Raw genomic sequence first — 22,723 nt, 5'->3', positions numbered from 1 at the left:
TATTACACCGGGTATGGTGGCAACAGTAGATATTCGTACAGGTGAAAAAACAGTACTGGATTACTTACTTAAACCATTTAATAAAGCAAAAGAAGCGTTACGAGAAAGATAATAAAAAAAGCCCCGAGATTCGGGGCTTTTTTATGGGTTTGATTCTATTAAATTCACGTTATAATTTGATTTTTATTATGCTTTATTTAATTTATGGCTTTTACGATTGCATCACAGATTACATTTGAAGAAGAAATTAAAAAAAGCAGATTTCAGGCTATTGCTGCGCCAGTCGAAAATGAACAGCAAGTTAAAGAATTTTTAGAACTCAATAAAGATATTTCGACAACTCATCAATGTTGGGCGTGGAAAATTGGGCATAACGTACGCTTTAACGATGATGGTGAACCGTCAGGAACAGCAGGCCGTCCAATCTTGGCGACCATTGAAGGGAATGACCTGACGAATATTATTGTGATGGTTAACCGCTGGTATGGTGGAATAAAACTTGGAACAGGTGGGCTTGTTAGAGCATATGGAGGTTGTGCTGGGCAATGCTTGCTTTTGGCTGAGCGTATTGAACTCATTGCAAAGAAAACGATTTACTTTTCTTGTCACTTTAATGAGTGGGCCATATTTCAATATGAACTTACTCAACAACAAATTGAATATCAGGAAACCTACACTGCAACAGGTGTAGATATCGAAGCAAGACTACAAATACATCAAATTGAACCACTTGCCTTGAAACTCCGAGATGTAACACGTGGCCGTGAAGAGTTAAAAATTGAAGAGGAATTAACTGATGACTGATTCCTTATTGAAATATCGGGAGCAACATAAGCACCGCTTAAACTATATGCCATGGTTATATTGGACTTTAAAGCCTAAACATCGTGCTTGGGCTGAAGAATGGCAAAAAGAATATCAAGCTTATTTGATGGACATGGAAACTGTTGAGATTGGTGAAAACTGTTTTATTTCACCGTTAGCTCATATTTTTGCTGAGCCGGGACGCAAAATTATTATTGGTGATAATTGCTTTATCGCAGCAGATTGTAGTCTGCATGGACCGCTTGAAATTGGTAATGAAGTCGCGATAAATCATCATTGTATTTTAGACGGTGGACGAGCCGGCATAAAACTGCATGACCAAGTTCGTATTGCAGCATATTGTCATTTATATGCATTTGATCATGGGATGCAGTTAGATCGTCCCCTTTACCAGCAGCCTGTCACTTCTAAAGGAATTGAAGTTGAGCAGGACGTTTGGTTAGGGGCACATGTTGGTATTAAAGATGGGATTAAAGTAGGTAGGCATGCCGTGGTCGGGATGAATAGTATGGTGACCAAAGATGTTGAGCCTTACCATATTGTCGGTGGAAATCCCGCAAAATTTATTCGTTTAAGAGAATAATGCAGTCTTAAGAATGTAATAAAATGTTTGATCTTTAAACAAAAAAGTTGATTTTTATACATAAACCTTAACATACCAATTTTTATCTATGTTAAGTTAAAGCTAAGTTTTAATAATAATCTCCAAGGCAAAAGACCTTAAGAAGAGAGGCTAACATGAACCGTGTTATTGCGTGTATTGACTCATCACCGTGTATAAATGCTATTGCAGATGCAGCAGCATGGGTGGCTAAAGCAACCGGACGAGAACTTGTATTATTACAAATTCTAGACTATTACCCTGCAAGTTATCATCTTGGTGAAATTAGTGGAGTAATTGGCTTTGAAAGCAATGCAATGCTGCTAAAAGAGTTAGCTGAGCTGGAACAAAAACAAAGTGAACTCGCTTTAGACTATAGCAATAATTTACTCCGTCATATTTCTGATCTTATTCAAGAAAAACATGGTATTACCAGTTCAAAAATTCAAGAAAAAGGTGATTTTTTAGAACAAAGTTTTAATCTATTGCATGAAAATGACATCGTCATTTTAGGCCGAGTCGGCGAGCGAGCTGCCGAAAAACATAAACCAATCGGTAGTAATGTTGAGAACTTTATTCGCGGAGCCAATTGTACTGTTTTAACTATTGGGGAAAACTTTAAAATACCAACCCGTTTTATCTTTGCCTATGAATATTCACCAACTTGCCAAAAAATGATGCGCCGTATTGCCCAAAGTGATTTATTGCGCACACTGCAATGTCATTTGGTATATGTAGGTGATCATCCAGAAATATTAAATGAACCTGAGCATTACCTGAAACAAGCGGGCATTGATGTTGTGACCGTTTATCGCTATGGTGATGTTGCACAAAATATTTTAGAGTACCAACAAGAACACGGTATTCAAATTATTGTGCTGGGCGCATTTAGTCATAGCAAGATTCATCAATTCTTCTTAGGAAGTATTGCGACAACCATATTCCGAAACGCGACTGTACCGTTACTTGTGGCTAAATGATAAGATTTCCATATAGTTATCCGCAAATCTTGTGGATAACTATATGGAAAAGCAACAGTAATAAAAGTAATTTATTGATTATAAATAACAAAATAAAAAAGATGATTTTTTAACCATTATTTCACAATTGCAATTGCGAAGCCATCATGACCTTTTGAACCAACCGTTTGTAAGGCTGTACAAGACAATATTTGTGGGTGATTTTCGAGAGCTTTAAACATTTCACGGATGCCTTCAATACTCGGTTTTTTATTATCTGGATTTAAAATATCACCTGCGCGAATCACATTATCCAGCACAATAATCGTACCCGATCTAGAGAATTTTAGGCTCAATTCTAGATATTCTGGATAGCCCTGTTTATCTGCATCAATGAAAATAAAATCAAAAGGCTCGATAGATTGAGGATCAATTGTAGACAGAATATCAGCAGCGCGGCCAGCTCTAAGATCGACTTTTACCGGAAGGCTAGCATGGTCGATATTTTTTTGAGCCATTTCTGCATGAGTAGCACGGCCTTCAATTGTGAGTAAATAACCATCTTCAGGCAAAGCACGACCCAACCAGATGGTACTGTATGCAGCAAAGGTTCCAATTTCTAAAACTCGTTTGCATTTATTCATTTGAATAAGCATCTGCAAGAACATACCTTGGTTAGGCGCCACTGCAAGATGATTTGAAAAGCCGTGTTCGTCGGTATTCTTTAATGCATATTCGAGTCGCGGGTCTTCAGGAATTAAATGTGAATCGATATATTGGTCAATGTCTGTCCACATCTGCTGCATAATCAAATTTACCTATATGTTGATCGGGCTATTTTAAACGTTTATGTCTAGAGTGCAAAAACCTTCGGTTCAAGAAATTTTGGTTGATTATTGAATAAGCAAATTACTTTTTCTAAACCAATCACCAAAATTAAAAAATGATCACAAAAGGCTCATTTATTGCTTATTTTATAAATGATTAGTTAGGAATGTATAAATAAGATGAATATTACGTTGGGTGCTTTCACAAATGTAGATTTTGAAAAAGCTATTGAAGTTTATTGTTTAGCTTTTAGTCGTGAGCCATGGAATGAGCAATTTGATGATTTAGAACCAATGAGAAAATATTTTGAGAGTTATTTTCAATCTGCATGTTCTTTTGGCTTTTGTGCAAAATGGGAAAACCAATTAATTGGAATTGGGATGGGGCATATTCATCCGACCATACAAGGAATACGTTATTCTCTAGATGATTTTTTTATACATCCTCAATATCAAGGTAAAGGAATAGGTACCCAGCTTTTAAAGCATATAGAAGGAAAGTGTAGGGAAAATAAAATAGAAACTATTGTTCTACACACGTTAAGAGATTCTATTTCTGAAGATTTTTATAAAAAGCATGGTTTTAAAACGCGTTCAAAACTTATCTCTTTAGCTAAACGCTTGTAATAGGCTTAAGTAAAAACTCCTTTCGATTGAAAGGAGTTTTTTAATTTAAAAATTACACATCGAACTGTTTCGGGTGAGGTCTGGTCCCCAAGTGCGATAGCCTTGAGTATCAATATGAATTTGCCCAGAGCTATATAATCCAATACCCATATTTAAGCTTTGACCATGCTGAGCCCAGAACTGACAAAGTTTAAATTTGGTATTTTCGATAAAAGCATAGTCTTGAGCTTGTGGGAACTCAGGACCAATACGGAAATCGATTGCCGAATTAAATAAATGTTTAGATGAGCTTGCGCCACCAGCACATTCATTTAAAGGTAAATCTCGATAAACCGAGGTTACTTCAAAGTCGGTTAGAACTTTTGCTGCTACTAAATATTTAAATACGCGTAGGGTCGATAAAGAATTGCCCCAAAGTTCGCGATTAGGCACGGCATATTCTGAGCGTCCACATTTTTGCCAATCACGTGCTGAGCGTAATAACTCAAAACTTGGCACAATGCCTGCGACGTTGTTTCGGGTTAAGAAATTTTCATATTCACGAACACGTTGGTAATTTTCACCAGAACCTAACCAGCCTCGATAAGACGCAGGCTCAACTTTAGGTGGGATCGGGCGCTCGATAATAACGCGCTCTTGTGGAATAAAGATTCGTTTACCACTTGGAGAGGTTTTGCCTGTTGTTGTGTGTTGGGGAGAGCTGGCACAACCTATCATAACCGCTGGGATTATGCATAAGGGAACCATACTCTGCAAAAACTTCCGCATAAGAAAAATTAAGCACTTATAAATATTGCGGCTATTTTAATGCAAAACAATGCACAAATTACGTGGAATTTGCAATGAAATGTTTGAATAGGGTATAAAAAAGATCAGCGGTTGCTGATCTTTTTTTGAAATTACTTTTCAAGATATTGTAATTTATCAGGTTTGCCGTTCCATTCTTCACGGTCAGCTGGTTGATCACCAATTTGCGTAATGTTAGGCCATTTTTGAGATAGATCAGCATTTAATTCAATAAATACTTCCTGACCTTCTGGTAACTCATCTTCAGAGAAAATTGCATTTGCCGGGCACTCTGGTTCACATAATGCACAGTCAATACATTCATCCGGATTAATCACTAGGAAATTCGGACCTTCGTAAAAACAGTCAACAGGACAAACTTCTACGCAATCTTGGTATTTACATTTAATACAATTTTCAGTGACAACAAAGGTCATGGCGACAGCTACCTAAAAAATATGGTTTCATTTCGAATAGCTTATTTTAGGCAAAAAAGGGGTAAACAAACAATTGCTTTTATTGATATTCTTTATTCATGCATATGAAGATAAGTTAATGCGTTGATAATCAAACAGATCTTCGAGCCTTAAGAACTGCGAATCTATAAAATTAAAATAATAATATATTTTATAAAACAATAACTTAAAAAATATTTTATTTAATTATTTAGATGTCATTTGAGTCAAGGCATCTATTTTAATAAATGCCTTAACTTTTCATTTTTTCTTTTACAAATTTTGATTTTTAGCTTTTTTAGCTAAAAATCCTTAAATCTTGAGAGTTAAACGTTACACATTAAATGAATATCTTCAGGTTCGAGCTGCCAAAGTTGTTGATCTGGAGCACTTAGAGGTTCTGCACCATGTTTCATATAGAAGTCTACAGTGCGCCGACTTGGAGTTGCTGAAATATACAGTTGTTTTGCACCAAGTTGCTTGGCGGATGCTTTTGCGGCTTGCATAAGCTTAGCACCAATGCCTTGACCTTGCTGGTCTGCATCGACATAGAAATAGTGTAGTAACTTTGCGTGAGGGTAATCCACTATAAGTTGATTTGAGACTACGCTTATACCAATCATTTTTTCAGAAGCATCAAATGCGCCGACAAATATTGAACCTTGCTCAAAGAGTTGTTTCAGTTTAGGTGGGTCATTTTCTAGATGGTATGCGTCCCAATGTTGTACATCAAAAAAACAATCAACTAAGTCTAGATGTTGCTGTTTTTGTATGTAGTTTTGAGTGATTAATTCACGGCGGCTAATTTGTTGCCAAATAAGATCGATTTCTGAATATTGCAAAGATCTTAAGGTCATATAAATATTATTCTCCAATATGAATAAGCAGACCTAAGCCTACTTATTCGAATTTGATTTATTAAGATTTGAGTGCTGCTTTCAGCTCATAGAGTTGTTCAAGTGCCTGACGAGGCGATAAGTTATCGACTTCAATTTGCTTAAGTAAGTCTAGAGCAGGGGATGAAACTTCGATCTCGACAACTTTTTCTATAATTTGTGAACCAGAGTTTGCATCTGGTGGAGCAAACAAATCATTTTGAAAACTGGTTTGGAGATGTTGCTGTTGCTGTTTTTCCAAAATGCGTAAACGCTTCTGCGCTTCTTTAATAACGTTGGCAGGAATGCCCGCTAACTTTGCAACCTGTAAACCATGACTTTGACTTGCAGGGCCTTGCTGAACCTTATGCAATAAAATCAGGTTGCCGTTAAGCTCTTGCGCCGTCACATGATAGTTATCAATTCCTGCTTCACTACCAAGTTCAGTTAACTCGAAATAATGAGTGGCAAATAAGCATAAACATTTTACGCGTTTCGTTAAATCAACCACGCAAGCCCATGCTAAAGATAAACCATCATAGGTACTGGTTCCGCGGCCAACTTCATCCATTAAAACAAGCGATTGATTGGTGGCATGGTGCAGAATTTGCGAAGTTTCTGTCATCTCAACCATAAAGGTAGATTTGCCTGTAGATAAATCATCGGCTGAACCAATACGAGTGAAAATTCGGTCAATTGGACCAAGCTTGGCTACTTTAGCTGGAACATAGCTACCGCAATAAGCAAGTAAACTAATTAATGCTGTTTGACGCATGAAGGTTGATTTACCACCCATGTTTGGTCCGGTAATAATTGCCATACGGTGCTGAGCATCAAGGAACGTATCATTTGGGGTAAATGGAGCTTTATTTAATGCTTCAACCACAGGGTGACGACCTGCCTGAATTTTAATACCTGTTTCTGGGGTAAATTCAGGACGTGCCCAATTGTTTAAACGCGCTTGATGAGCAAAGTTTGCAACTACATCAATTTGAGCAATTGCTGAACTCATCATTTGTAGGTGAGCAATATTTTCACGAAGGTTTTCAAGCAAAGCTTCGAATAATGCTTTTTCACGTGCTAATGCGCGCGACTCACTCGACAGGACTTTATCTTCAAAACTTTTTAGCTCTGGCGTAATGTAGCGCTCAGCATTCTTTAATGTTTGACGTCGGATATAGTCAGCAGGGGCTTGTTCTGCTTGAGCACGAGTCAATTCGATGTAGTAACCACTTACACGGTTATAGCCGATTTTAAGGGTGTTAATACCTGTGCGCTCGCGTTCTTTGATTTCTAAATCAATCAGGAATTGTCCTGCATGATCGCGAATTTGGCGTAATTCATCAAGGTCGGCATCATATCCTTCTGCAATTACATTGCCATCACGAAGTAATACAGGAGGATTTTCAACAATAGCTGCCATCAAATGCTGATGAAGCGCTTTAAAATCTCCAAGTTCTTGATCAAGTTGAACTAATAACTTAGACTTTTTCGCTTGAATAACTGGAGTTAACGCCGTTCTTACAGCTGGAATTTGTGCACATGCATGACGAAGCTGTACTAAATCGCGTGGTCGCGCACTGCCCAATGCTACACGGCTAAGCACACGTTCAATATCGCCAATTTCTTTAAGCACTAAACGAACAGGGCTTTCATGGTAGCCTTGAATGAGTTGCTCAATCGCATCTAAACGAGCATCAAGCAAGGCTGTATCACGAACAGGTTGCATGAGTGTGCGGCTTAATAAACGGCCACCCATTGCAGTTTGGCAATCATTTACCAGTTGGAATAATGATGTTCCATGTTCAAATAGTGGCTCGATAATTTCTAGATTACGGCGCGTGATTGGGTCAAGCGCAATAAAGTCTGTACTTTGTTCAAGTTGGATTGAACGGATATGTGGTAATGCAGTTTTTTGGGTTTCTTTTGCATAGTGAATGAGTGCAGCGGCAGCAGCTTTAGCTAAAGGTAATGGGTCTAAACCAAAACCTGAAAGTGTTGATACCGTAAACTGGTCACATAAAGTTTTTTGTGCGTTATTTAGATTGAAGTCTACATTTGGACGTTTGGTAACAGGGCATTCTAAGTGTTTTTTAATTTGCTCAATAATATTTGTGTCGACCAAGTCTTCATCAATCAAGATTTCACTTGGCATTAAACGCGCAAGTTCAATAGGCAATTGTTCTGGCTTGTAATCTTGTTGTTGAACTTTAAAAATGCCTGCACTTAAGTCGAGTAACGCGAAACCAATCTGGTTTTGATGAATGCATAATGAAACGAGATTAGACGATTGATAACTACTGAGTAATGCATCATCAGTTAAAGTACCTGGGGTCAGAATACGAACAACTTTACGATCAACCGGACCTTTACCTGTTACTTCTCCCACTTGCTCGCAAATGGCTACAGTGCGTCCTGCTTTAACAAGACGTGCAAGATAACCTTCTGCCGAATGATAGGGAACGCCTGCCATTGGAATCGGGTTGCCGTTTGCTTTACCACGATGGGTTAAGGTAATACCTAAAAGTTTAGCTGCTAAATGGGCGTCTTCAAAGAATAGTTCATAAAAGTCGCCCATACGATAAAACAGCAACGCATGTTGATAGTCTTTTTTAACCTTGAGATATTGCTGCATCATTGGAGTGTGGGTGGAGAGATCAGCCATGATTTCAGCGCTATTCATGCGTAATAAACCCTTAAAAAATCAATAATATTTTACGTTTGGTCATCTAACCAATTTCAAGTCTTTTAAAAAAAGGATGTAATTCAAGAAAACAACACAACTGGATGAACTTTGAAAATTGGCATCGATAGTATAAAGCGAATTGGAGTCACTCCAGATAAGTAATGGTAACAAATTTAAGATAATGAAAAAAAGAGTAGTGAGGGATTGAAATACACGACTAATAAAAAGAGCTAATGAGTATCTAATTTTCAAATGGTATAGATTGATAAATGAAATCTATAGCCAGTTTATAAAACTACATGCCAATACGTCTGTCTATAATCTGAAGCTATTTTTACATGGGGTTTAGGAGATAATTATTCAGCTTTTAAGCACACACCAGATAAGGAGGTTGGAAAGGGCAGGAGATTGTTTTTTTGGAGAGTTTTTTTTAATACCAATAAATAATTGAAATAAAATCACATGGTCCTTAAGATAAATGATATCTTCAAAAAACCATGCAATTTATAGATAAAGGCTTTTAACAATCTAGAAGCTTACTTAATTCGATACCACGTTTGGTTTCGGCCAATTGCAGAGATACCAATGTATCCACGAGCGATAAGTTTTTCGCCATCTGGTGATACAGTTACACTAAATTTATAAGTCTTATCTGACTGTGGGTCGAGGATAGATCCTTTGTCATATTTATTTTGACCGACACTTTTTAAATTTTTGACGATGGTTAAACCAATTAAAGATTTGTTTTTGTAGGTACCTTCACACATCGTACATTTGTTGGCTTCAGCCGGAACAAGTATTTTTTCAATATTCGCAGACAGATTACCATTTTTGTCTTCGCTAAATCTTACCAGTGCTCTTGGTTGATTGGTTGCATCATCAATGGTTTTCCAAACACTGCCATGTAGTTTGTCCGAAGCAAATGAATGAATCGAATAAAAGCTAAGTAAAAGTAAGAGTAAATATTTTTTCATATCAATCATTTCTCAAATTAAAAATGGATGGTTTTAAAGGTCTAAATTATTAATTTTAAATTTAACTTCACAGTTTTCTTAATATTGAATCTATAAGCTAAACAATATGTAAAGTTATAATCTATTTGTGGAGATATTATTTTGATCAATTTATTTATGCAATTGCGAGAAAGGACAGAATTATTAAATAAGATATTAAAGGCTGATTATTAGATTATAAATTGTTAAGAGTTTTAAAAGTATGGGGTGAGTAAGCAGACATATATTGTAATAAATGATGACAAAATATATGTATAAGAGAAACAAAAACATCAACTAATTTTTAAATTATTTAGATTGCGTGTAATACATCACAAATTCAAAAAATAACATTCAAATCATGTGATTAGTGTCGATTGACAGTGAGCAATATTAAGTCTTATAACTAAACAATCCTGAAACTGTTTCTTTAAGAGAAACAGAAAAATCATAATATAAAGATGAATAGACATTAGAACGAAAATATAAGGAGAAGAAATGAAAGTCCTTAAATCTACTTTATTTTCTCTTATGGGAATGCTGATAATAACTAGCGCAGATGCTGGAAATACATCTACATCATTAAGGGTTAGTTTAACAATTATTGAAACATGTGATGTTTCAACACAAGGAAACTTGGATTTTGGTTCAGTGGTTCGTTCTCAGCCAGTTGCTGGGGCAGCAACCAATATATCTGTTCAATGCACCCAAAATACGCCGTATCAAGTGGCGGTAACTTCAGACAATAACTTTGAACTTAAATCTGCTGCAAGCACAGCATCTGTTGCATATGTACTGTATCAAGATGCTGGTCATACTCAAATTTGGGGAGGGGCCGCAGATAAACTACATTCAAGAATTGCCACAGGGATGAAAGAAAATATTCCGATTCATGGGATAATTACATCGAGTACCAATGTTCAGGCAACCAAGTATGAAGATTGGGTCCGTGTGAACGTTATATATTAATAAGAGAAAAAATAAAATAATGATAAATAGGAGAACCAATTAAATCTTTTAACAAATCAACAGCAACCGATACTCGCCATCTTTTTCAATAGGTGCTCGATGTACACAAGGCAGAACCTTTTGCGTTGGATGATCTACTGCTAAGCGCCAAATATGTCCTGCGCCTAAATTTACAGGTTGGGCATCGGGTTTAGGCTGATAATGCAAATCAAAGAAATACTCTGCCAAAAAGGCTTCAAATTCAGCTTCTGGACCGTCATGTAATTCTTTGAGCTTTTCTCTGATTTCTGGAATTAAAACTTTTTGTTCAACCTGATGGTTGGCCACAATATCGCTAGCAGCGCCATGATAAGTACATAAAAATGTATCTGTTTCTATGGGAGAGCGGTCAATGTGAAATGAATATACATCTGTTGAAATGAAATCTAACTCTTCATCACGTTCATAATGTTTAAGTAAATTCAGTACTGGCGATGCACCAAATTCAGTTAACTGCTGGATATCTTCTAATATAATTTCCCTTGCCAAATGACCTTTTGCTGAAAGTTTTAGTGCTAAAAGATCTTCAACATAAACTTCTGTAATATCCTCTTTTAACTCAAGTTTATCTACAATTTCTTTAAAGTCGCCAACCAAATTTCTGTTCCAGCAAAGGGCATTTATTTCACCGTGGAAATTAGTATTTACTAGCTCAGAGAAGCTAGAAACTTGTCTAATTTGATTGTTGTCAGAAATCGTATTCTTCATATGAGAGTTAAGTAAATCATACACCATGGCGCATAATATACACCGAGCTTTGCCGAAAATAGGGTATTTCACATTAAATATGCTGAAGGATATCTAGATAAGATTTTCAATATATTGATGACGTAAATAAAGAGTTGAATGGGAGGCACTTTTTGCATCTAAACCTTGTGTCAGCCTAGTAGAGAAGTGTATTGTTGTAAGAGCATAGTCTAAATTATAAAGATCTTTGGAAAGTGATGTTTTTTAAAAATATTTATTAAATAAGTGGGCTTTGCCAAAAAAGTTAAAAATACTTGATATAAAAATTAATAATATAAATAACAAAGGCTTATGGTGTCTGTTTTTATTGATTGAATCCTGAAATGGATTATGAATGATCAATATGGGGTCTATGAGGAAATATTTTACGGTTGATTTTTATGATTGCTTCATCTTACTTAAAAAAACAAAAGAAGAATTACAATGCGGTAAAGGATCAGCAACTTACAATTGCAGCAAAAGCAAATATCATTATTTGCCTTATGTTTTGTCTGTTTTGGACCATATATTTCGCATTTGCCCAAATGTGGACTATTGTTTATATGGATATTTTTTTCACATTTATATCTTTATTTAGTCTCTTTTTAATTTGTATACGTCGAATTTCAGCCGGTATTCTTTTATCCCAAGCTGTTTTGCTGGTTTTTCCTGTCGTTTTTTGCCTATTTTTTGATATAGCTACCGTTGATCGTCCGCAGGTAGCTCATTTATTTTTACCCGCTGGAGCGATATTGGGGTATTTGAATTACCGCAGAGACCCAAGCTATTTACAATTCATTTTAATTTTATTGTCGATTGGATGTTTTATATTTTTTAGTGGAACCTCTTTTAATCTTGAGAGTGCTATACCGCTATCTGAAGATATTCGCGATCATGGCGGATGGATTGCAACTTGTGTTGCTACATTAATGATCTGTATTTCAATTTATACCATGCAATTAGAGATACAAATAGAAAACAGCATGGTGAAAGACTTACGCTTAGCTCTTGCTAAACAACAATTTGAGCTTTTTTATCAGCCGCAAATCAACTCTTCTGAAACGCTGATTGGCGCAGAAGCTTTATTAAGATGGCAACATCCTACTTTAGGTTATGTGCCTACAAAAGATTTCATTCCAGCGGCTGAAACGTTTGGATTAATGCCAGAGATTGGGGAGTGGGTGTTAGCTCAAGGCTGCAAAGTTTTACAAGACTGGAGCAAAAAAGCCGAGACCAAAGATCTTACGCTTTCAATCAATATTAGTGCTGATCATTTTATGCAAGCTACCTTTGAGCAAACAGTGCTTGGAATGGTTCAAAAATATCAGATAAATCCATCGCGGCTTATTTTAGAAATCACTGAAAATATTGCTTTAAATAATTGTGTAAGCTTGATCGAAAAAATGCATTTCCTGTCAAAAAATGGAATTCAGCTTTCCCTTGATGATTTTGGTACAGGTTATTCATCTTTAAGCTATTTACAAAAAATGCCCATCAGCCAAATCAAAATTGATCGTAGCTTTGTACAGGCAGCGTTGGATGATAAACGTAGTAATAAACTCGTAACTGGCATTATTAAAATTGGACTAGATTTGAACCTTCGAGTGTTAGTAGAAGGCATCGAAACGGCTGAACAATTTAGTGCTTTTAAAAATAATGGATGCACTGAGTTTCAAGGCTATTTATGGGGGTGTCCGATGACGTTAAATGACTTCTTAAAACAGATTGCCCATTTCAAAAAATAGGTAAAAGAGTAATTTTAATAAGAACTCACAGTAACTATCATCCATACTTAAAAGTAAGCTGAGCCACTCCAAAAGTTTAATTAAACAATTTTGAGAGTGGCTCAATTAAGCAACATGTTTGAATAATAAAAACGAATCTATCTACATGTGAATTTTACGATAGATCGATTTCACCTTTTCAGGACTAATTGCCAACATGTGAATCGCGCCGTGAATCATTCCTTCTAACAAATGGAAGTTTACTTGAATACCAGCATCCCACAGTTTTTGAGCATATCTTTCGCCATCATCGCGAACAGGGTCATATTCACAAACAAAAATGGTTGCATCTGGCAGTCCATCTAAAGACTGAGCGAGTAACGGGCTGATAAATTCATTCTGTTTTTCATTTTCATCTTGCACATATTGATCCCAGCAATAAACCATTGTGGATGACTCTAAACCATAGTCTTCGGCATATTGGCGATAAGAATTACTACTCATCGTAGCATCTAAGGCTGGGTAGAAAAGAAGTTGATGACTCACCTTAATTTCTGAATGGTGTTTTGCCATTAGACATGTGGCAGCAGCTATATTTGCGCCCGCACTATCTCCACCTACAGCCACACGGTTTTGATCAATTCCAAATAGTGAAGCGTGCTCATGGATATAGCGAAATGCCGTAAAAAAATCATTTAAAGGTGTTGGAAACTTAAACTCTGGGGCTAATCGATAGTCCACAGAAAATACAACCTGTTGAGTTGATTCTGCTAATAACCGACATGAGCGATTCCATGCGTCTAAACTTCCTAAACACCAACCTCCACCATGCGCAAAAACCAAAGCAGGACGTTGCTCAGTGTTTTCGAGTGAATAGGGAACATAAACGCGAACCTCAATTTCGGTGCCATTTGAAACAACAACATAAAAACTTTGTTGATAGCTTGCATCATGCTGAATGCCTTGCTGATCAATAATGTCTTTGTTTACTTGCTCCCTAAGTTCTTGTAACGAATTTACAGTCTCTGTGGTTGGTCTGGACTTAAGCCAACTTTCAATTTCAGCAAGTAGAGGCATAACGTTCTTCCTGCTGCAAAAAGTCTAAAATGAGTGAGCTGAATATTTCTGACTGTTCTTCCATAATGAAATGACCGCAGTCTTTTACAATCGCACTGGTTAAATGGGGTGAAACCTTTTTCATGGTTTCATAAGGCGCATTATCGGTAGCATGTTCAGCGCCTATGGCTAAAACTGGCATGTCTAAACTTTTAGTTTCTCTGATTTTATTTTGACGAATAGTCTCTGGAATAGAGCGGTAATAATTAAAACCCGCCGTTAAACGACCCGGAACTTTATAGGCTTCAATATAAGTTTCAGCCGCAACTTTATCTCTGTGCCATGACCATTTATCAAACATATAATTTAAATAAGTATCTTCGCGGCCTGTGATTAAAGCCTCAGGTAAGTCTAGGGTCTGGTTAAACATGAAATGCCAAAGAAAAATATTTTCACTCGGTTCAACAAAAATAGGAGGTGCGGGTGCTAAACCGGGAATCACAGCCTCTGTGACCGCAAGACGAGTCACTGACTCAGGAAAGTCAGATGCAAGCGCATAGGCGACCCACATACCAATATCATGACCCACAACCGAATAAGCTGGATATTTAAGCTCAGTCATGAGCATTGATAAAATTTTAGCAATACGCCCCGTATCATAACTTCCATCCAGTGGAGCTGAATTTCCAGTTCCGGGTAAATCAACAGCGATGGCTTGATAACCTTTTTGCGCCAGTTCAATCATGACTTTGTGCCATGCGTACCATGTTTGCGGCCAGCCCGGAATTAGTAATACAACTGGACCTTCACCTAAGGTGACGTAATGTAGTTTTTTGCTCTCGATGTGAATGTAAGAATGATGGAATTCGTTATGCGAGTTTTCATTTAATAGGTGAGTTTTCATATTGAGTTTAAATACCTAATAACTGATTAATTTGAGTCTGATTAACAGGTGCAGCAGCAAAGTCATCAAATACTTTATCGGTGACATGAATAATATTTTGCTTAATGAACTCTGCACCTTCGCGTGCGCCATCATCCTTATTTTTAAGACAGCATTCCCACTCTAATGTTGCCCAACCTTCGTAATCGTAATGTGCTAGCTTTGAAAAAATGGTTTTAAAGTCAACTTGACCATCACCCGTAGAACGGAATCGACCCGCTCGATTTCCCCAGCTTTGATAGCCGCTATACATTCCTTGGCGGCCTGTAGGATTAAATTCGGCATCCTTAACATGAAACATGCGAATGAAATCTTTATAGATATCGATATATTCCACATAGTTCAGTTGTTGCAAAACAAAATGGCTTGGGTCAAAAAGAATATGGCAACGTGGATGGTTATGAGTTCGCTCTAAAAACATTTCAAATGTAATGCCGTCATGCAAATCTTCACCGGGGTGAATTTCATAGCAAAGGTTGACGTCTTGTTCATCACAAGCATTCAAAATAGGAAGCCAACGACGTGCCAACTCATCAAAAGCCGTTTCAATAAGCCCTGATGGTCTTTGAGGAAATGGAAATACGTAAGGCCATGCCAGCGAACCAGAAAATGTGCCCATATCTTTAAGCCCTAAGCGGGCAGATGCTTGAATTGACGCGAGCATTTGTTGTTTTGCCCACTCGGTTCTAGCTGCTGAATTGCCATGTAAATGAGATGGCGCAAAGTTATCGCACATTAAGTCATAAGCAGGGTGTACAGCCATTAACTGCCCAAAAATATGAGTCGTTAACTCACTAATTTTTAAGCCATGATTGCTTAAAGTACCTAATATTTCATCGCAATAATCTTGGCTTTCTGCTGCCAAATTGACGTCAAATAAACGCTTATCCCAAGCAGGAAGTTGAACAGCTTCAAAGCCTTGGTTTGCTACCCAAGCAGCAATATCTTCTAGACGGTTAAAAGGGAAAATGTCATCGCTAAATTGAGCAAGATGAATACTAGGGCCTTTGATGGTTTTCATAGTAAAACCTAATTAGTTGTCGATCGACAAACAATAGGCTGAATTTTGGATAAAAACAACTTTTTATTTTAAAATCAAAACAAAACGGGACTATTTTGAATAAATCTCATTGATTTATTTGTGAAAATATTTTTTTCGAATAATAATGAAAAGACGTACTAAGTTTGATAAAGGGTCATTATGGCTGGTAGACCAAGAGAGTTTGATCGAGAAGAAGCCCTCGTAAAAGCGAGAGATTTTTTCTGGCTTCATGGCTATGAAGGCACATCAATGTCAGATTTAGTTGAAGTTTTAGGGATTGCCTCAGCTCGAATTTATAAAGCATTTGGCTCAAAAGAGGCTTTGTTTAGAGAGGCTGTAAATCACTATGAAAAGAACGAAGGTAATTTCGCGTTAAATGCTTTAAAGCAAAAAAATATTAAAGATGCAATCAGCCAATTATTTCAAGATGCGCTAGCACTTTACACGCAAGCCAACCACTCGTATGGGTGCATGGTTGTGTCCGCAGCGAGTGTGTTAGGCGAAGAAAACCAAGCTGTTTTAGACTGGATGATAGCACAGCGTATTGCACGAGGGCAGAGTCTGGTCAATCGATTTGTTCAGGCAAAATCAGACGGTCAATTGGTTGCAGATGCAGACCCCGAAACGTTGGGGCAATATTACGCGCTTGTTCTCCATGGATTATCAGTTCAAGCAAGAGATGGATATTCTAAAGAAGAGCTTTCTCAGGTGATTGATTTTGCATTAAAAAATCTAGATCAATATGTTGTAAACATTTAATCAATTGGGATTTATTTAACCTATAGGGCGGTGGCAGAACTCCAAATATAAGGGATCTGCCTTACATAGAGTTTTTAATTAATCAAACTTAGTAACGTCTGGTATTAACTCTAAATAATCAAAAAATTGCTGTATTTGTTCTTCTGTTACACGTGCTGTAGAAATAGGCGGTAACTCATCTCTACCAAAGAATCCAACTTCGGGTGTTTCAATACTTGGTGTCAGCTCACCATCAATAATTTCGCACCAGAAGAAAGCCTTATACACATGTAAAAACATCGGAGGGTGTGGATGCTTGGTTCTATCTGTTAAAGCTAATAGTTTAATGGCCTTAACTCGTAAACCTGTTTCTTCCAGAACTTCTTTTTCAGCATTTTCGGATGCTGAGTAACCTACGTCAGCCCATCCACCCGGAACAGACCATCGTCCATCTCCAATTTCTTTTGCTAATAATAATTTATTTTCTTTAAAAACAACTGCTCTGACATCTAGTTTTGGCGTGGCATAACCTACATCTTGGAGCACGTTATTAATAAAATTTTCTGTATTAATTTCTTTGAGTTCCAAGAGATGCTCAATATGCTCTAAAAGTTGCTGATATCGTTCCTTGTCATAAACATCTTTTGAGAAATGTAAACCTGTTTGAGCAATACCAGTAATTTTATTTAAAGTTTCTAACCACTTAACTGAGTCATTCATTGCAACTGATGCCTTCATGCTTTTATATTTTAGCTATGGTAAGACATACTCAGGCGAAGCTCTATTAAACAGTTGTTAAATGAAATTTCAAGCGTAGCCTTAATAGGTTTTGTACGATTAATAGCTCTAATCAAATTCACTCTTTAAATAAATTTGAATTAATCATGAGGGGTAAACCAAGACTACTTAATAAACTCGTTCGAGAATTTGGTACATTCTTAGTTTCTAAATTAATAAGCTCGATAAATTCTTTATTAAATTGTTTTCTAGGATATTTTTCTAAAATTTCCTTTTGAAAAGATAGGGGGAGTTTATATAGACCGTCGCTAATCACATCACAGGATGCGCCTTGCTGTAAAAGAGTAATTTCTGCTGGGTCAGAATGATCTATATAGCCGTTCATATGTAAGCAGATAGCATCTTTAATAACTTCACTTTTTTTCTCATCGAAGCTATGTTCTTTAGCCTTTTGCTCAAATTGTTTAGCACTCTCATAGGTAAAACAGTTACAACCTTTACTATGAATATGTTGCTCAGTTAATCCAATATCATGAAAAAGTGAGGCTATTAAAAGTGACTCATCATCAAATTGCTGTTTTTGTATATTGCCTAAAGTAGCTCCCCAGAAATAAGTTCGCCATGAATGATTGTAGATAGATATATTTGCTTTAGCCCCTAGTTCATCAAGCGCGACTTTAACCATTTGAGTATCTGGTATTACGATCTGATCGATATCAAAATCATCGGAAGTTTTGAATCGAGAGTAATTTATTTTTATAGAGGCCCTAATGCTCGGAAGCATAATTTTTTGAATTAACTTAATTTTTTCTTTGAAGCTGAGCTGACCATTGGTAGCTTGCATCCAGTGATACGAACCAATTCTTTTAGTTTTCATTATTAGATCTCGTTTTAGAGTAATTGCTCTAAAATATTGCCATAAATATTTTTTTGCAAGTTTTCTCTTTTAAGACATCGATAGAGCTTTGATTGATAGGCATTTTATAAACCCCAATTTAACAATAAATTTTAATTATTTATCCTTACTTTTTAATGATCTAATTTAAAACAAATGGCATTTTGCGTGCTTGACTGTAAAAGGGTTGGGCACTATCCTTTGCCTGCTGGCCTACATTGCCAGTCGGTTGTCGCAGACCGAATCAAACGAGCATTAAAAGTTTCATACTTTTAGTGTTGAGCCCTCGTGCCCCCTCTATGGCGGAACGGAGGGGGACACCTTCGGGTGTGCTGGCCTCGTTTGACCAGTCTGCGAACCCCTTTCGTTCTGCCACCATAATTTATAATGCTTTGGCAGAACTCCCAATAAAAAGGAGTTGGCTTTGCATATTCATTATTTCTTGGCAGCCTTTGCCAAAAGCTATAACGACACTACTTAAACTTTTAAAGCAGTTTGATCGCCGTAAGGTTTTCAGGCTTTAAATCACTTCGTCTAAAAACTTAACTAACAATAAAACTTGAGATGTGCCAAGCACAGTCTTTACGGGCTTTGCTGTGCCTTTTTTCTCCCCAAAAAGTATCTCATTTAGAAACAACAAGAATTTATAACGGTAAAAAGATGCAAAATTTAGTTCTCCCAACACGTGCCATACACGTCATCAATAAGTCGATTGATTTATTTCACCATCACGGATTTCACACAGTGGGAATCGATCGAATTGTGAAAGAGTCAAGCATTCCCAAAGCGACTTTTTATAACTATTTTCACTCTAAAGAACGATTTATTGAAATCTGCCTGATCGTACAAAAAGAACGCTTAAAAGAAAAAGTAATTTCAATTGCTAAGCACGTAAACCACACGAATGTGATTGATCAATTAAAGAAACTTTATTTCTTACACACCGATTTAGAGGGGAATTACTATTTATTATTTAAAGCCATTTTTGAAATAAAACTGACTTATCCCAAAGCCTATCAAACCGCAGTTAAGTACAGAACATGGCTCATCAATGAAATTTATAGCCAGCTTAGAACACTCACAACCGATGCCACTTTTCAGGAAGCAAAGCTATTTTTATATCTGATTGAAGGCGCAATTATTCAGCTTTTAGGCTCGGAAACGATAATCGAGCAGGAGAGTGTGGTGGAGTGTTTTTTATTCGGATTTTAATAATTTTTTGATTATTTAATAGCCTAAGTTTGGAGCATGGTATGTCATTTTTAGACAAGATTAATGTCATTAATGCACAAGTTGGAACAATATAATTATGTTGAAATCAGTTTTATCAAATAAGGTTGAAATGGGTGAGTAAGCCTAAAATGATCCAGCTAAATAAATGTTGAGTTGAGCTAAAAACAATCATCTTACTAAGTTTTTAATTATAAAAATATAAAGCTAAAAAGATGATTAATTATATTTAAAGGAAAGGATTCTATGTATATATCTAAACAAGGATGTATAGGTACACTCGTGCTTTTATATAGCATAAGTGCAAATGCAGAAGTTAGCCTAAAAGACAATTTTAAGTTCACGGCAAATTTTATTGATTTAGCCATGTATAGCCAAGAAAGTGCGGTAGAAGATAATTTTACTAATTCAGCAGGTTTATTTCTAAATACCGAAATTAAATTAGCAAATGAAAATTATGATTTAGGTGTTTTAAAAGCACAGTATGTATTTAATGGCTTAAATGATGATGCACAGCTAAATACCTCAAACAATTGGTTTGGAGGAGTTGGAAGTTATGTCGGAGGCGCAATTGCTGCCAATGATTTGGCTTCATCCCAACTCAGTTTACTCACTTGGGATAAGTATTGGAATGATAAGACATTATATACTTCTGTTGGGCGTACTAACCTAAGAAGATATTTCCTCTATAACAACTGTCAAAATATTCTGTTATGTACTGACCCGATTAAAGGGGCAATGGGTTCATTACCTACCAACTATGCGTATTGGGGCGGCTACGCCAAATATAATTTTTCAGAAAATATCTACATGCATGCAGGAATTTTTGAAGTAAACACGGATGATTATGTTTATAAGAAGAAAGGATTAGATTTCTCCTTTCATCACCAACTAGGTTACACCCAAGTATATGGGGTGGGATATAAAGACAAAAATAGTAAAGCAGAGTTATTATATTTTTATAATAATTCTGAATATCGGAATGCATATACTCAAGAAAAATATGATGGTACAGATGGTTTAAATTTTAGATTTAATCATGATTTTAGTAATCAGAATATTCCAACTGTATTTGGTGCTTATTCATATATTGATGAGAAAAACCAACCTTATAAAAATTATTGGGAACTTGGGCTAAGCTATAAAATTAATCAAGGTAAGAATCATTTAGGTGTGAAGTTTGGTCAGTCTCAGCTCAATGATGATTATGTTTTAATGACCCAAAAAATTAATGGTAATGATAATAAAACAACCTCTTTTCTTTCTTTAGATACCGATATTAATTACAAACGTTTAACTTTAAGCCCATTCGTACAATACATCTGGAACCCAGATAACTACTACCGCTCTACAGGAAAAACCTTCAACAATAATGTGATTGTGGGTTTAGTCACTCAAATTAAGCTCTACTAAGGGAAAAAAGAGATGAAGATTACAAAAATGAGCCTGCTATTCACAGGTCTATTCGTCAGTAGTGTCGCTTGCGCTGAATATAGTTGTCAGCAGCTTGAACTAACAGACTGTCCAACCACAGTTGATAAAAAATTACCTGATCCACATGATATGTTGACATGGACACAACAACAAAGGGTGGTTGGCTTTCGAAATACCTTCCGTAGTTATGATGGCAGTGTTTTTCATCCTGATAAGAAAAACGTGCTTGAACTACCAAAATTAAAGAACAGTATAAAAAATAAGGATATTCATTATTCGGTAGACGGGAAAAACTATAATTTAAATGATTACTTAAAAAGCCAAAGTGTGGCAGGTCTAATAGTATTAAAAGATGGCAAAGTTGCTTATGAATACTACGGCCAAGGCAATAATAAGACAACTCTATGGACTTCTCGTTCAGTCGCAAAATCTATTGTGGCAACACTGATAGGAGTCGCTATTCAACAAGGTAAAATCAAATCAGTAGATGATCCAATCATTCAATATTTACCTGATTTGAAAGGAACTGCTTGGGAAAAAGTGTCATTAAAACAACTGTTACAACACACCTCAGGTGTTGAATGGAATGAAAACTATAAAGATCCAAATTCAGATTTTGCAAAAATGACCTATTGTGAAGCAGCTAAGGATCCAGATGCTTGTGTCTATAAAAATGTGAAAAATTTGAAATCTAAATATGAACCAGGAACGGTATGGTCATATAGCACGGGTGGTGCATATCTGGTGGGTAAAGTCTTAGAAGCTGCAACCCATGAAAATATTGCTAAATATCTCGAGGACAATGTCTGGAAACGGGTAGGTATGGAGCGAGAAGGTGTTTGGCAGTCGTATACCCGCAATCAAGTTGATATGGGTGGCCATGGGTTTAATGCAACTTTGCGTGATTACGCACGTTTCGGACAATTTATATTGAATGACGGGCGTGTTGCTAATGGCGACAAAATGCTACCTGAAGGTTGGACAGCGCAAGCAACTGAATGGAATCAGGCGAAAGGTTCGGTATCTGAAAACTATCCAAACGGGATATATGGTTTTCAATGGTGGAATTCACATGCCAAAAAAGGTTCACCATTAACGACTCAAAATTCTGATGCAACTTTCTGGGGACTGGGTATTTTTGGGCAGATGCTCGCTATTAACCCTAAAGACAAGATTGTAATGATGCAATGGAGTACATGGGAAACTGCAATGCCTTCTGCTCAACTTGATAATGAAAAAAGTTTATTTTTTAATGCGGTAACTCAGCATCTTACCCAGCAAAAATAAATGATTTTCTATGGATTAGACTGTCATTAAATTTTAACTTGATATTTAACAAAGGTAATTTTAGAATCCGCCTAACTAATTTTTAGGAGCTTCAATGTGAGTACTTGCTCGAGTGACGCTAGTCGATCGGTAATAGTCTAAGTATCCACTGAAGTCCTGACAGACCTCTTTTTGTGGATACAAGAAGAGGTTTTTTATTTTCATCTTTTCATTTCTATTATTAACCCATGATTTACTCATGACGGGTTGCAGTACTTGCATGTGCTCCA

General features: G+C 36.5%; 22 protein-coding genes and 1 pseudogene. 11 read left to right on the top strand and 12 right to left on the bottom strand.

Annotation, left to right across the window (positions count from 1 at the left end):
• The 4 genes from ACS604_RS04545 to ACS604_RS04530 all read left to right on the top strand — a co-directional run.
• Positions 1–112 (top strand): hypothetical protein (locus ACS604_RS04545; protein WP_474770376.1); only part of this gene is annotated, 112 nt, incomplete at its 5' end.
• Positions 113–204: 92 nt separating this feature from the next.
• Entirely contained in the window at positions 205–804 is a 600-nt protein-coding gene (locus ACS604_RS04540) for an IMPACT family protein (RefSeq protein ID WP_004793414.1), read from the top strand.
• Entirely contained in the window at positions 797–1,408 is a 612-nt protein-coding gene (locus ACS604_RS04535; protein ID WP_353157675.1) for an acyltransferase, read from the top strand. Before ACS604_RS04540 ends, ACS604_RS04535 begins: the two co-directional genes overlap by 8 nt.
• Positions 1,409–1,563: 155 nt before the next feature.
• Positions 1,564–2,406: a universal stress protein gene (locus tag ACS604_RS04530; RefSeq protein ID WP_004793411.1), complete on the top strand. Its 843-nt coding sequence runs from the start codon at positions 1,564–1,566 to the stop codon at positions 2,404–2,406.
• Between the two features lie 116 nt (positions 2,407–2,522).
• Here ACS604_RS04530 and ACS604_RS04525 read toward each other — a convergent pair whose 3' ends face one another.
• Positions 2,523–3,191, bottom strand: coding sequence for an O-methyltransferase (locus ACS604_RS04525; RefSeq protein WP_353157677.1), 669 nt, complete (start codon positions 3,189–3,191; stop codon positions 2,523–2,525).
• 201 nt (positions 3,192–3,392) lie between these two features.
• Between ACS604_RS04525 and ACS604_RS04520 the strand changes: the two genes are divergently transcribed.
• Positions 3,393–3,839, top strand: coding sequence for a GNAT family N-acetyltransferase (locus ACS604_RS04520; RefSeq protein ID WP_353157679.1), 447 nt, complete (start codon positions 3,393–3,395; stop codon positions 3,837–3,839).
• Positions 3,840–3,884: 45 nt separating this feature from the next.
• Here the strand turns inward: ACS604_RS04520 and ACS604_RS04515 are convergent, their stop codons facing one another.
• The 5 genes from ACS604_RS04515 to ACS604_RS04495 all read right to left on the bottom strand — a co-directional run bounded on the left by ACS604_RS04515 (position 3,885) and on the right by ACS604_RS04495 (position 9,615).
• Positions 3,885–4,607 carry a D-Ala-D-Ala carboxypeptidase family metallohydrolase gene (locus ACS604_RS04515; RefSeq protein ID WP_174727366.1) on the bottom strand — a complete coding sequence of 241 codons (723 nt, stop codon included), beginning with the start codon at positions 4,605–4,607 and terminating at the stop codon, positions 3,885–3,887.
• 131 nt (positions 4,608–4,738) lie between these two features.
• A complete protein-coding gene (gene fdxA, locus ACS604_RS04510) occupies positions 4,739–5,062 on the bottom strand; it encodes a ferredoxin FdxA (RefSeq protein ID WP_003650851.1) in 324 nt (107 codons plus the stop codon).
• Positions 5,063–5,406: 344 nt separating this feature from the next.
• Positions 5,407–5,937, bottom strand: coding sequence for a GNAT family N-acetyltransferase (locus ACS604_RS04505; protein WP_474770317.1), 531 nt, complete (start codon positions 5,935–5,937; stop codon positions 5,407–5,409).
• A 61-nt stretch (positions 5,938–5,998) separates the two neighbouring features.
• Positions 5,999–8,638 carry a DNA mismatch repair protein MutS gene (gene mutS / locus ACS604_RS04500; protein WP_474770316.1) on the bottom strand — a complete coding sequence of 880 codons (2,640 nt, stop codon included), beginning with the start codon at positions 8,636–8,638 and terminating at the stop codon, positions 5,999–6,001.
• Positions 8,639–9,177: 539 nt separating this feature from the next.
• Positions 9,178–9,615 carry a DUF2147 domain-containing protein gene (locus ACS604_RS04495; RefSeq protein WP_004793326.1) on the bottom strand — a complete coding sequence of 146 codons (438 nt, stop codon included), beginning with the start codon at positions 9,613–9,615 and terminating at the stop codon, positions 9,178–9,180.
• A 516-nt stretch (positions 9,616–10,131) separates the two neighbouring features.
• Between ACS604_RS04495 and ACS604_RS04490 the strand changes: the two genes are divergently transcribed.
• Entirely contained in the window at positions 10,132–10,602 is a 471-nt protein-coding gene (locus ACS604_RS04490) for a Csu type fimbrial protein (RefSeq protein WP_151962451.1), read from the top strand.
• Between the two features lie 48 nt (positions 10,603–10,650).
• Here the strand turns inward: ACS604_RS04490 and ACS604_RS04485 are convergent, their stop codons facing one another.
• A complete protein-coding gene (locus ACS604_RS04485) occupies positions 10,651–11,349 on the bottom strand; it encodes a DUF1826 domain-containing protein (protein ID WP_474770374.1) in 699 nt (232 codons plus the stop codon).
• Positions 11,350–11,740: 391 nt separating this feature from the next.
• Here ACS604_RS04485 and ACS604_RS04480 point away from each other — a divergent pair.
• Positions 11,741–13,112 (top strand): annotated as a pseudogene (locus ACS604_RS04480) (EAL domain-containing protein).
• A 141-nt stretch (positions 13,113–13,253) separates the two neighbouring features.
• Here the strand turns inward: ACS604_RS04480 and ACS604_RS04475 are convergent.
• Genes ACS604_RS04475 through ACS604_RS04465 form a run of 3 tightly spaced genes read right to left on the bottom strand, consistent with a single transcriptional unit; the run spans position 13,254 to position 16,111 of the window.
• On the bottom strand, positions 13,254–14,168 hold the full coding sequence (locus tag ACS604_RS04475; protein WP_474770315.1) for an alpha/beta hydrolase: 915 nt from the start codon (positions 14,166–14,168) through the stop codon (positions 13,254–13,256).
• Complete coding sequence (locus ACS604_RS04470) at positions 14,152–15,051, bottom strand: alpha/beta fold hydrolase (RefSeq protein WP_474770313.1); 900 nt, start codon at positions 15,049–15,051, stop codon at positions 14,152–14,154. Before ACS604_RS04470 ends, ACS604_RS04475 begins: the two co-directional genes overlap by 17 nt.
• Before the next feature lie 7 nt (positions 15,052–15,058).
• Complete coding sequence (locus tag ACS604_RS04465; RefSeq protein ID WP_474770311.1) at positions 15,059–16,111, bottom strand: sugar phosphate isomerase/epimerase family protein; 1,053 nt, start codon at positions 16,109–16,111, stop codon at positions 15,059–15,061.
• A gap of 180 nt (positions 16,112–16,291) precedes the next feature.
• Here ACS604_RS04465 and ACS604_RS04460 point away from each other — a divergent pair, with 180 nt between their 5' ends.
• A complete protein-coding gene (locus ACS604_RS04460) occupies positions 16,292–16,891 on the top strand; it encodes a TetR/AcrR family transcriptional regulator (RefSeq protein WP_474770310.1) in 600 nt (199 codons plus the stop codon).
• 78 nt (positions 16,892–16,969) lie between these two features.
• Here ACS604_RS04460 and ACS604_RS04455 read toward each other — a convergent pair whose 3' ends face one another.
• Together ACS604_RS04455 and ACS604_RS04450 are read right to left on the bottom strand one after the other, a co-directional pair.
• A complete protein-coding gene (locus ACS604_RS04455) occupies positions 16,970–17,590 on the bottom strand; it encodes an NUDIX hydrolase (RefSeq protein ID WP_174766390.1) in 621 nt (206 codons plus the stop codon).
• A 136-nt stretch (positions 17,591–17,726) separates the two neighbouring features.
• Complete coding sequence (locus tag ACS604_RS04450) at positions 17,727–18,485, bottom strand: HD domain-containing protein (protein ID WP_474770308.1); 759 nt, start codon at positions 18,483–18,485, stop codon at positions 17,727–17,729.
• A gap of 678 nt (positions 18,486–19,163) precedes the next feature.
• Here ACS604_RS04450 and ACS604_RS04445 point away from each other — a divergent pair.
• The 3 genes from ACS604_RS04445 (at position 19,164) to ACS604_RS04435 (ending at position 22,454) form a co-directional block, all read left to right on the top strand.
• Positions 19,164–19,715: a TetR/AcrR family transcriptional regulator gene (locus tag ACS604_RS04445; RefSeq protein ID WP_474770306.1), complete on the top strand. Its 552-nt coding sequence runs from the start codon at positions 19,164–19,166 to the stop codon at positions 19,713–19,715.
• A gap of 264 nt (positions 19,716–19,979) precedes the next feature.
• Entirely contained in the window at positions 19,980–21,146 is a 1,167-nt protein-coding gene (locus tag ACS604_RS04440; protein WP_474770304.1) for a carbohydrate porin, read from the top strand.
• 12 nt (positions 21,147–21,158) lie between these two features.
• On the top strand, positions 21,159–22,454 hold the full coding sequence (locus ACS604_RS04435; RefSeq protein WP_443272035.1) for a serine hydrolase domain-containing protein: 1,296 nt from the start codon (positions 21,159–21,161) through the stop codon (positions 22,452–22,454).
• Positions 22,455–22,723: the final 269 nt, after the last annotated feature.

Source organism: Acinetobacter sp. Li1LvA2 (assembly GCF_056156705.1).
This window is presented reverse-complemented; position numbering and strand designations above follow the sequence as displayed.

Excerpts from the sequence above, each read along its gene's own strand:
- ACS604_RS04530 (WP_004793411.1), top strand. The coding sequence starts at position 1,564 with ATGAACCGTGTTATTGCGTGTATTGACTCATCACCGTGTATAAATGCT.
- ACS604_RS04445 (WP_474770306.1), top strand. The coding sequence starts at position 19,164 with ATGCAAAATTTAGTTCTCCCAACACGTGCCATACACGTCATCAATAAG.
- ACS604_RS04485 (WP_474770374.1), bottom strand. The coding sequence starts at position 11,349 with ATGAAGAATACGATTTCTGACAACAATCAAATTAGACAAGTTTCTAGC.
- mutS (WP_474770316.1), bottom strand. The coding sequence starts at position 8,638 with ATGAATAGCGCTGAAATCATGGCTGATCTCTCCACCCACACTCCAATG.
- ACS604_RS04535 (WP_353157675.1), top strand. The coding sequence starts at position 797 with ATGACTGATTCCTTATTGAAATATCGGGAGCAACATAAGCACCGCTTA.
- ACS604_RS04495 (WP_004793326.1), bottom strand. The coding sequence starts at position 9,615 with ATGAAAAAATATTTACTCTTACTTTTACTTAGCTTTTATTCGATTCAT.
- ACS604_RS04470 (WP_474770313.1), bottom strand. The coding sequence starts at position 15,051 with ATGAAAACTCACCTATTAAATGAAAACTCGCATAACGAATTCCATCAT.
- ACS604_RS04435 (WP_443272035.1), top strand. The coding sequence starts at position 21,159 with ATGAAGATTACAAAAATGAGCCTGCTATTCACAGGTCTATTCGTCAGT.
- ACS604_RS04490 (WP_151962451.1), top strand. The coding sequence starts at position 10,132 with ATGAAAGTCCTTAAATCTACTTTATTTTCTCTTATGGGAATGCTGATA.
- ACS604_RS04540 (WP_004793414.1), top strand. The coding sequence starts at position 205 with ATGGCTTTTACGATTGCATCACAGATTACATTTGAAGAAGAAATTAAA.
- ACS604_RS04460 (WP_474770310.1), top strand. The coding sequence starts at position 16,292 with ATGGCTGGTAGACCAAGAGAGTTTGATCGAGAAGAAGCCCTCGTAAAA.
- ACS604_RS04505 (WP_474770317.1), bottom strand. The coding sequence starts at position 5,937 with ATGACCTTAAGATCTTTGCAATATTCAGAAATCGATCTTATTTGGCAA.
- ACS604_RS04475 (WP_474770315.1), bottom strand. The coding sequence starts at position 14,168 with ATGCCTCTACTTGCTGAAATTGAAAGTTGGCTTAAGTCCAGACCAACC.
- ACS604_RS04455 (WP_174766390.1), bottom strand. The coding sequence starts at position 17,590 with ATGAATGACTCAGTTAAGTGGTTAGAAACTTTAAATAAAATTACTGGT.
- ACS604_RS04440 (WP_474770304.1), top strand. The coding sequence starts at position 19,980 with ATGTATATATCTAAACAAGGATGTATAGGTACACTCGTGCTTTTATAT.
- ACS604_RS04520 (WP_353157679.1), top strand. The coding sequence starts at position 3,393 with ATGAATATTACGTTGGGTGCTTTCACAAATGTAGATTTTGAAAAAGCT.
- ACS604_RS04465 (WP_474770311.1), bottom strand. The coding sequence starts at position 16,111 with ATGAAAACCATCAAAGGCCCTAGTATTCATCTTGCTCAATTTAGCGAT.
- fdxA (WP_003650851.1), bottom strand. The coding sequence starts at position 5,062 with ATGACCTTTGTTGTCACTGAAAATTGTATTAAATGTAAATACCAAGAT.
- ACS604_RS04450 (WP_474770308.1), bottom strand. The coding sequence starts at position 18,485 with ATGAAAACTAAAAGAATTGGTTCGTATCACTGGATGCAAGCTACCAAT.
- ACS604_RS04525 (WP_353157677.1), bottom strand. The coding sequence starts at position 3,191 with ATGCAGCAGATGTGGACAGACATTGACCAATATATCGATTCACATTTA.
- ACS604_RS04515 (WP_174727366.1), bottom strand. The coding sequence starts at position 4,607 with ATGCGGAAGTTTTTGCAGAGTATGGTTCCCTTATGCATAATCCCAGCG.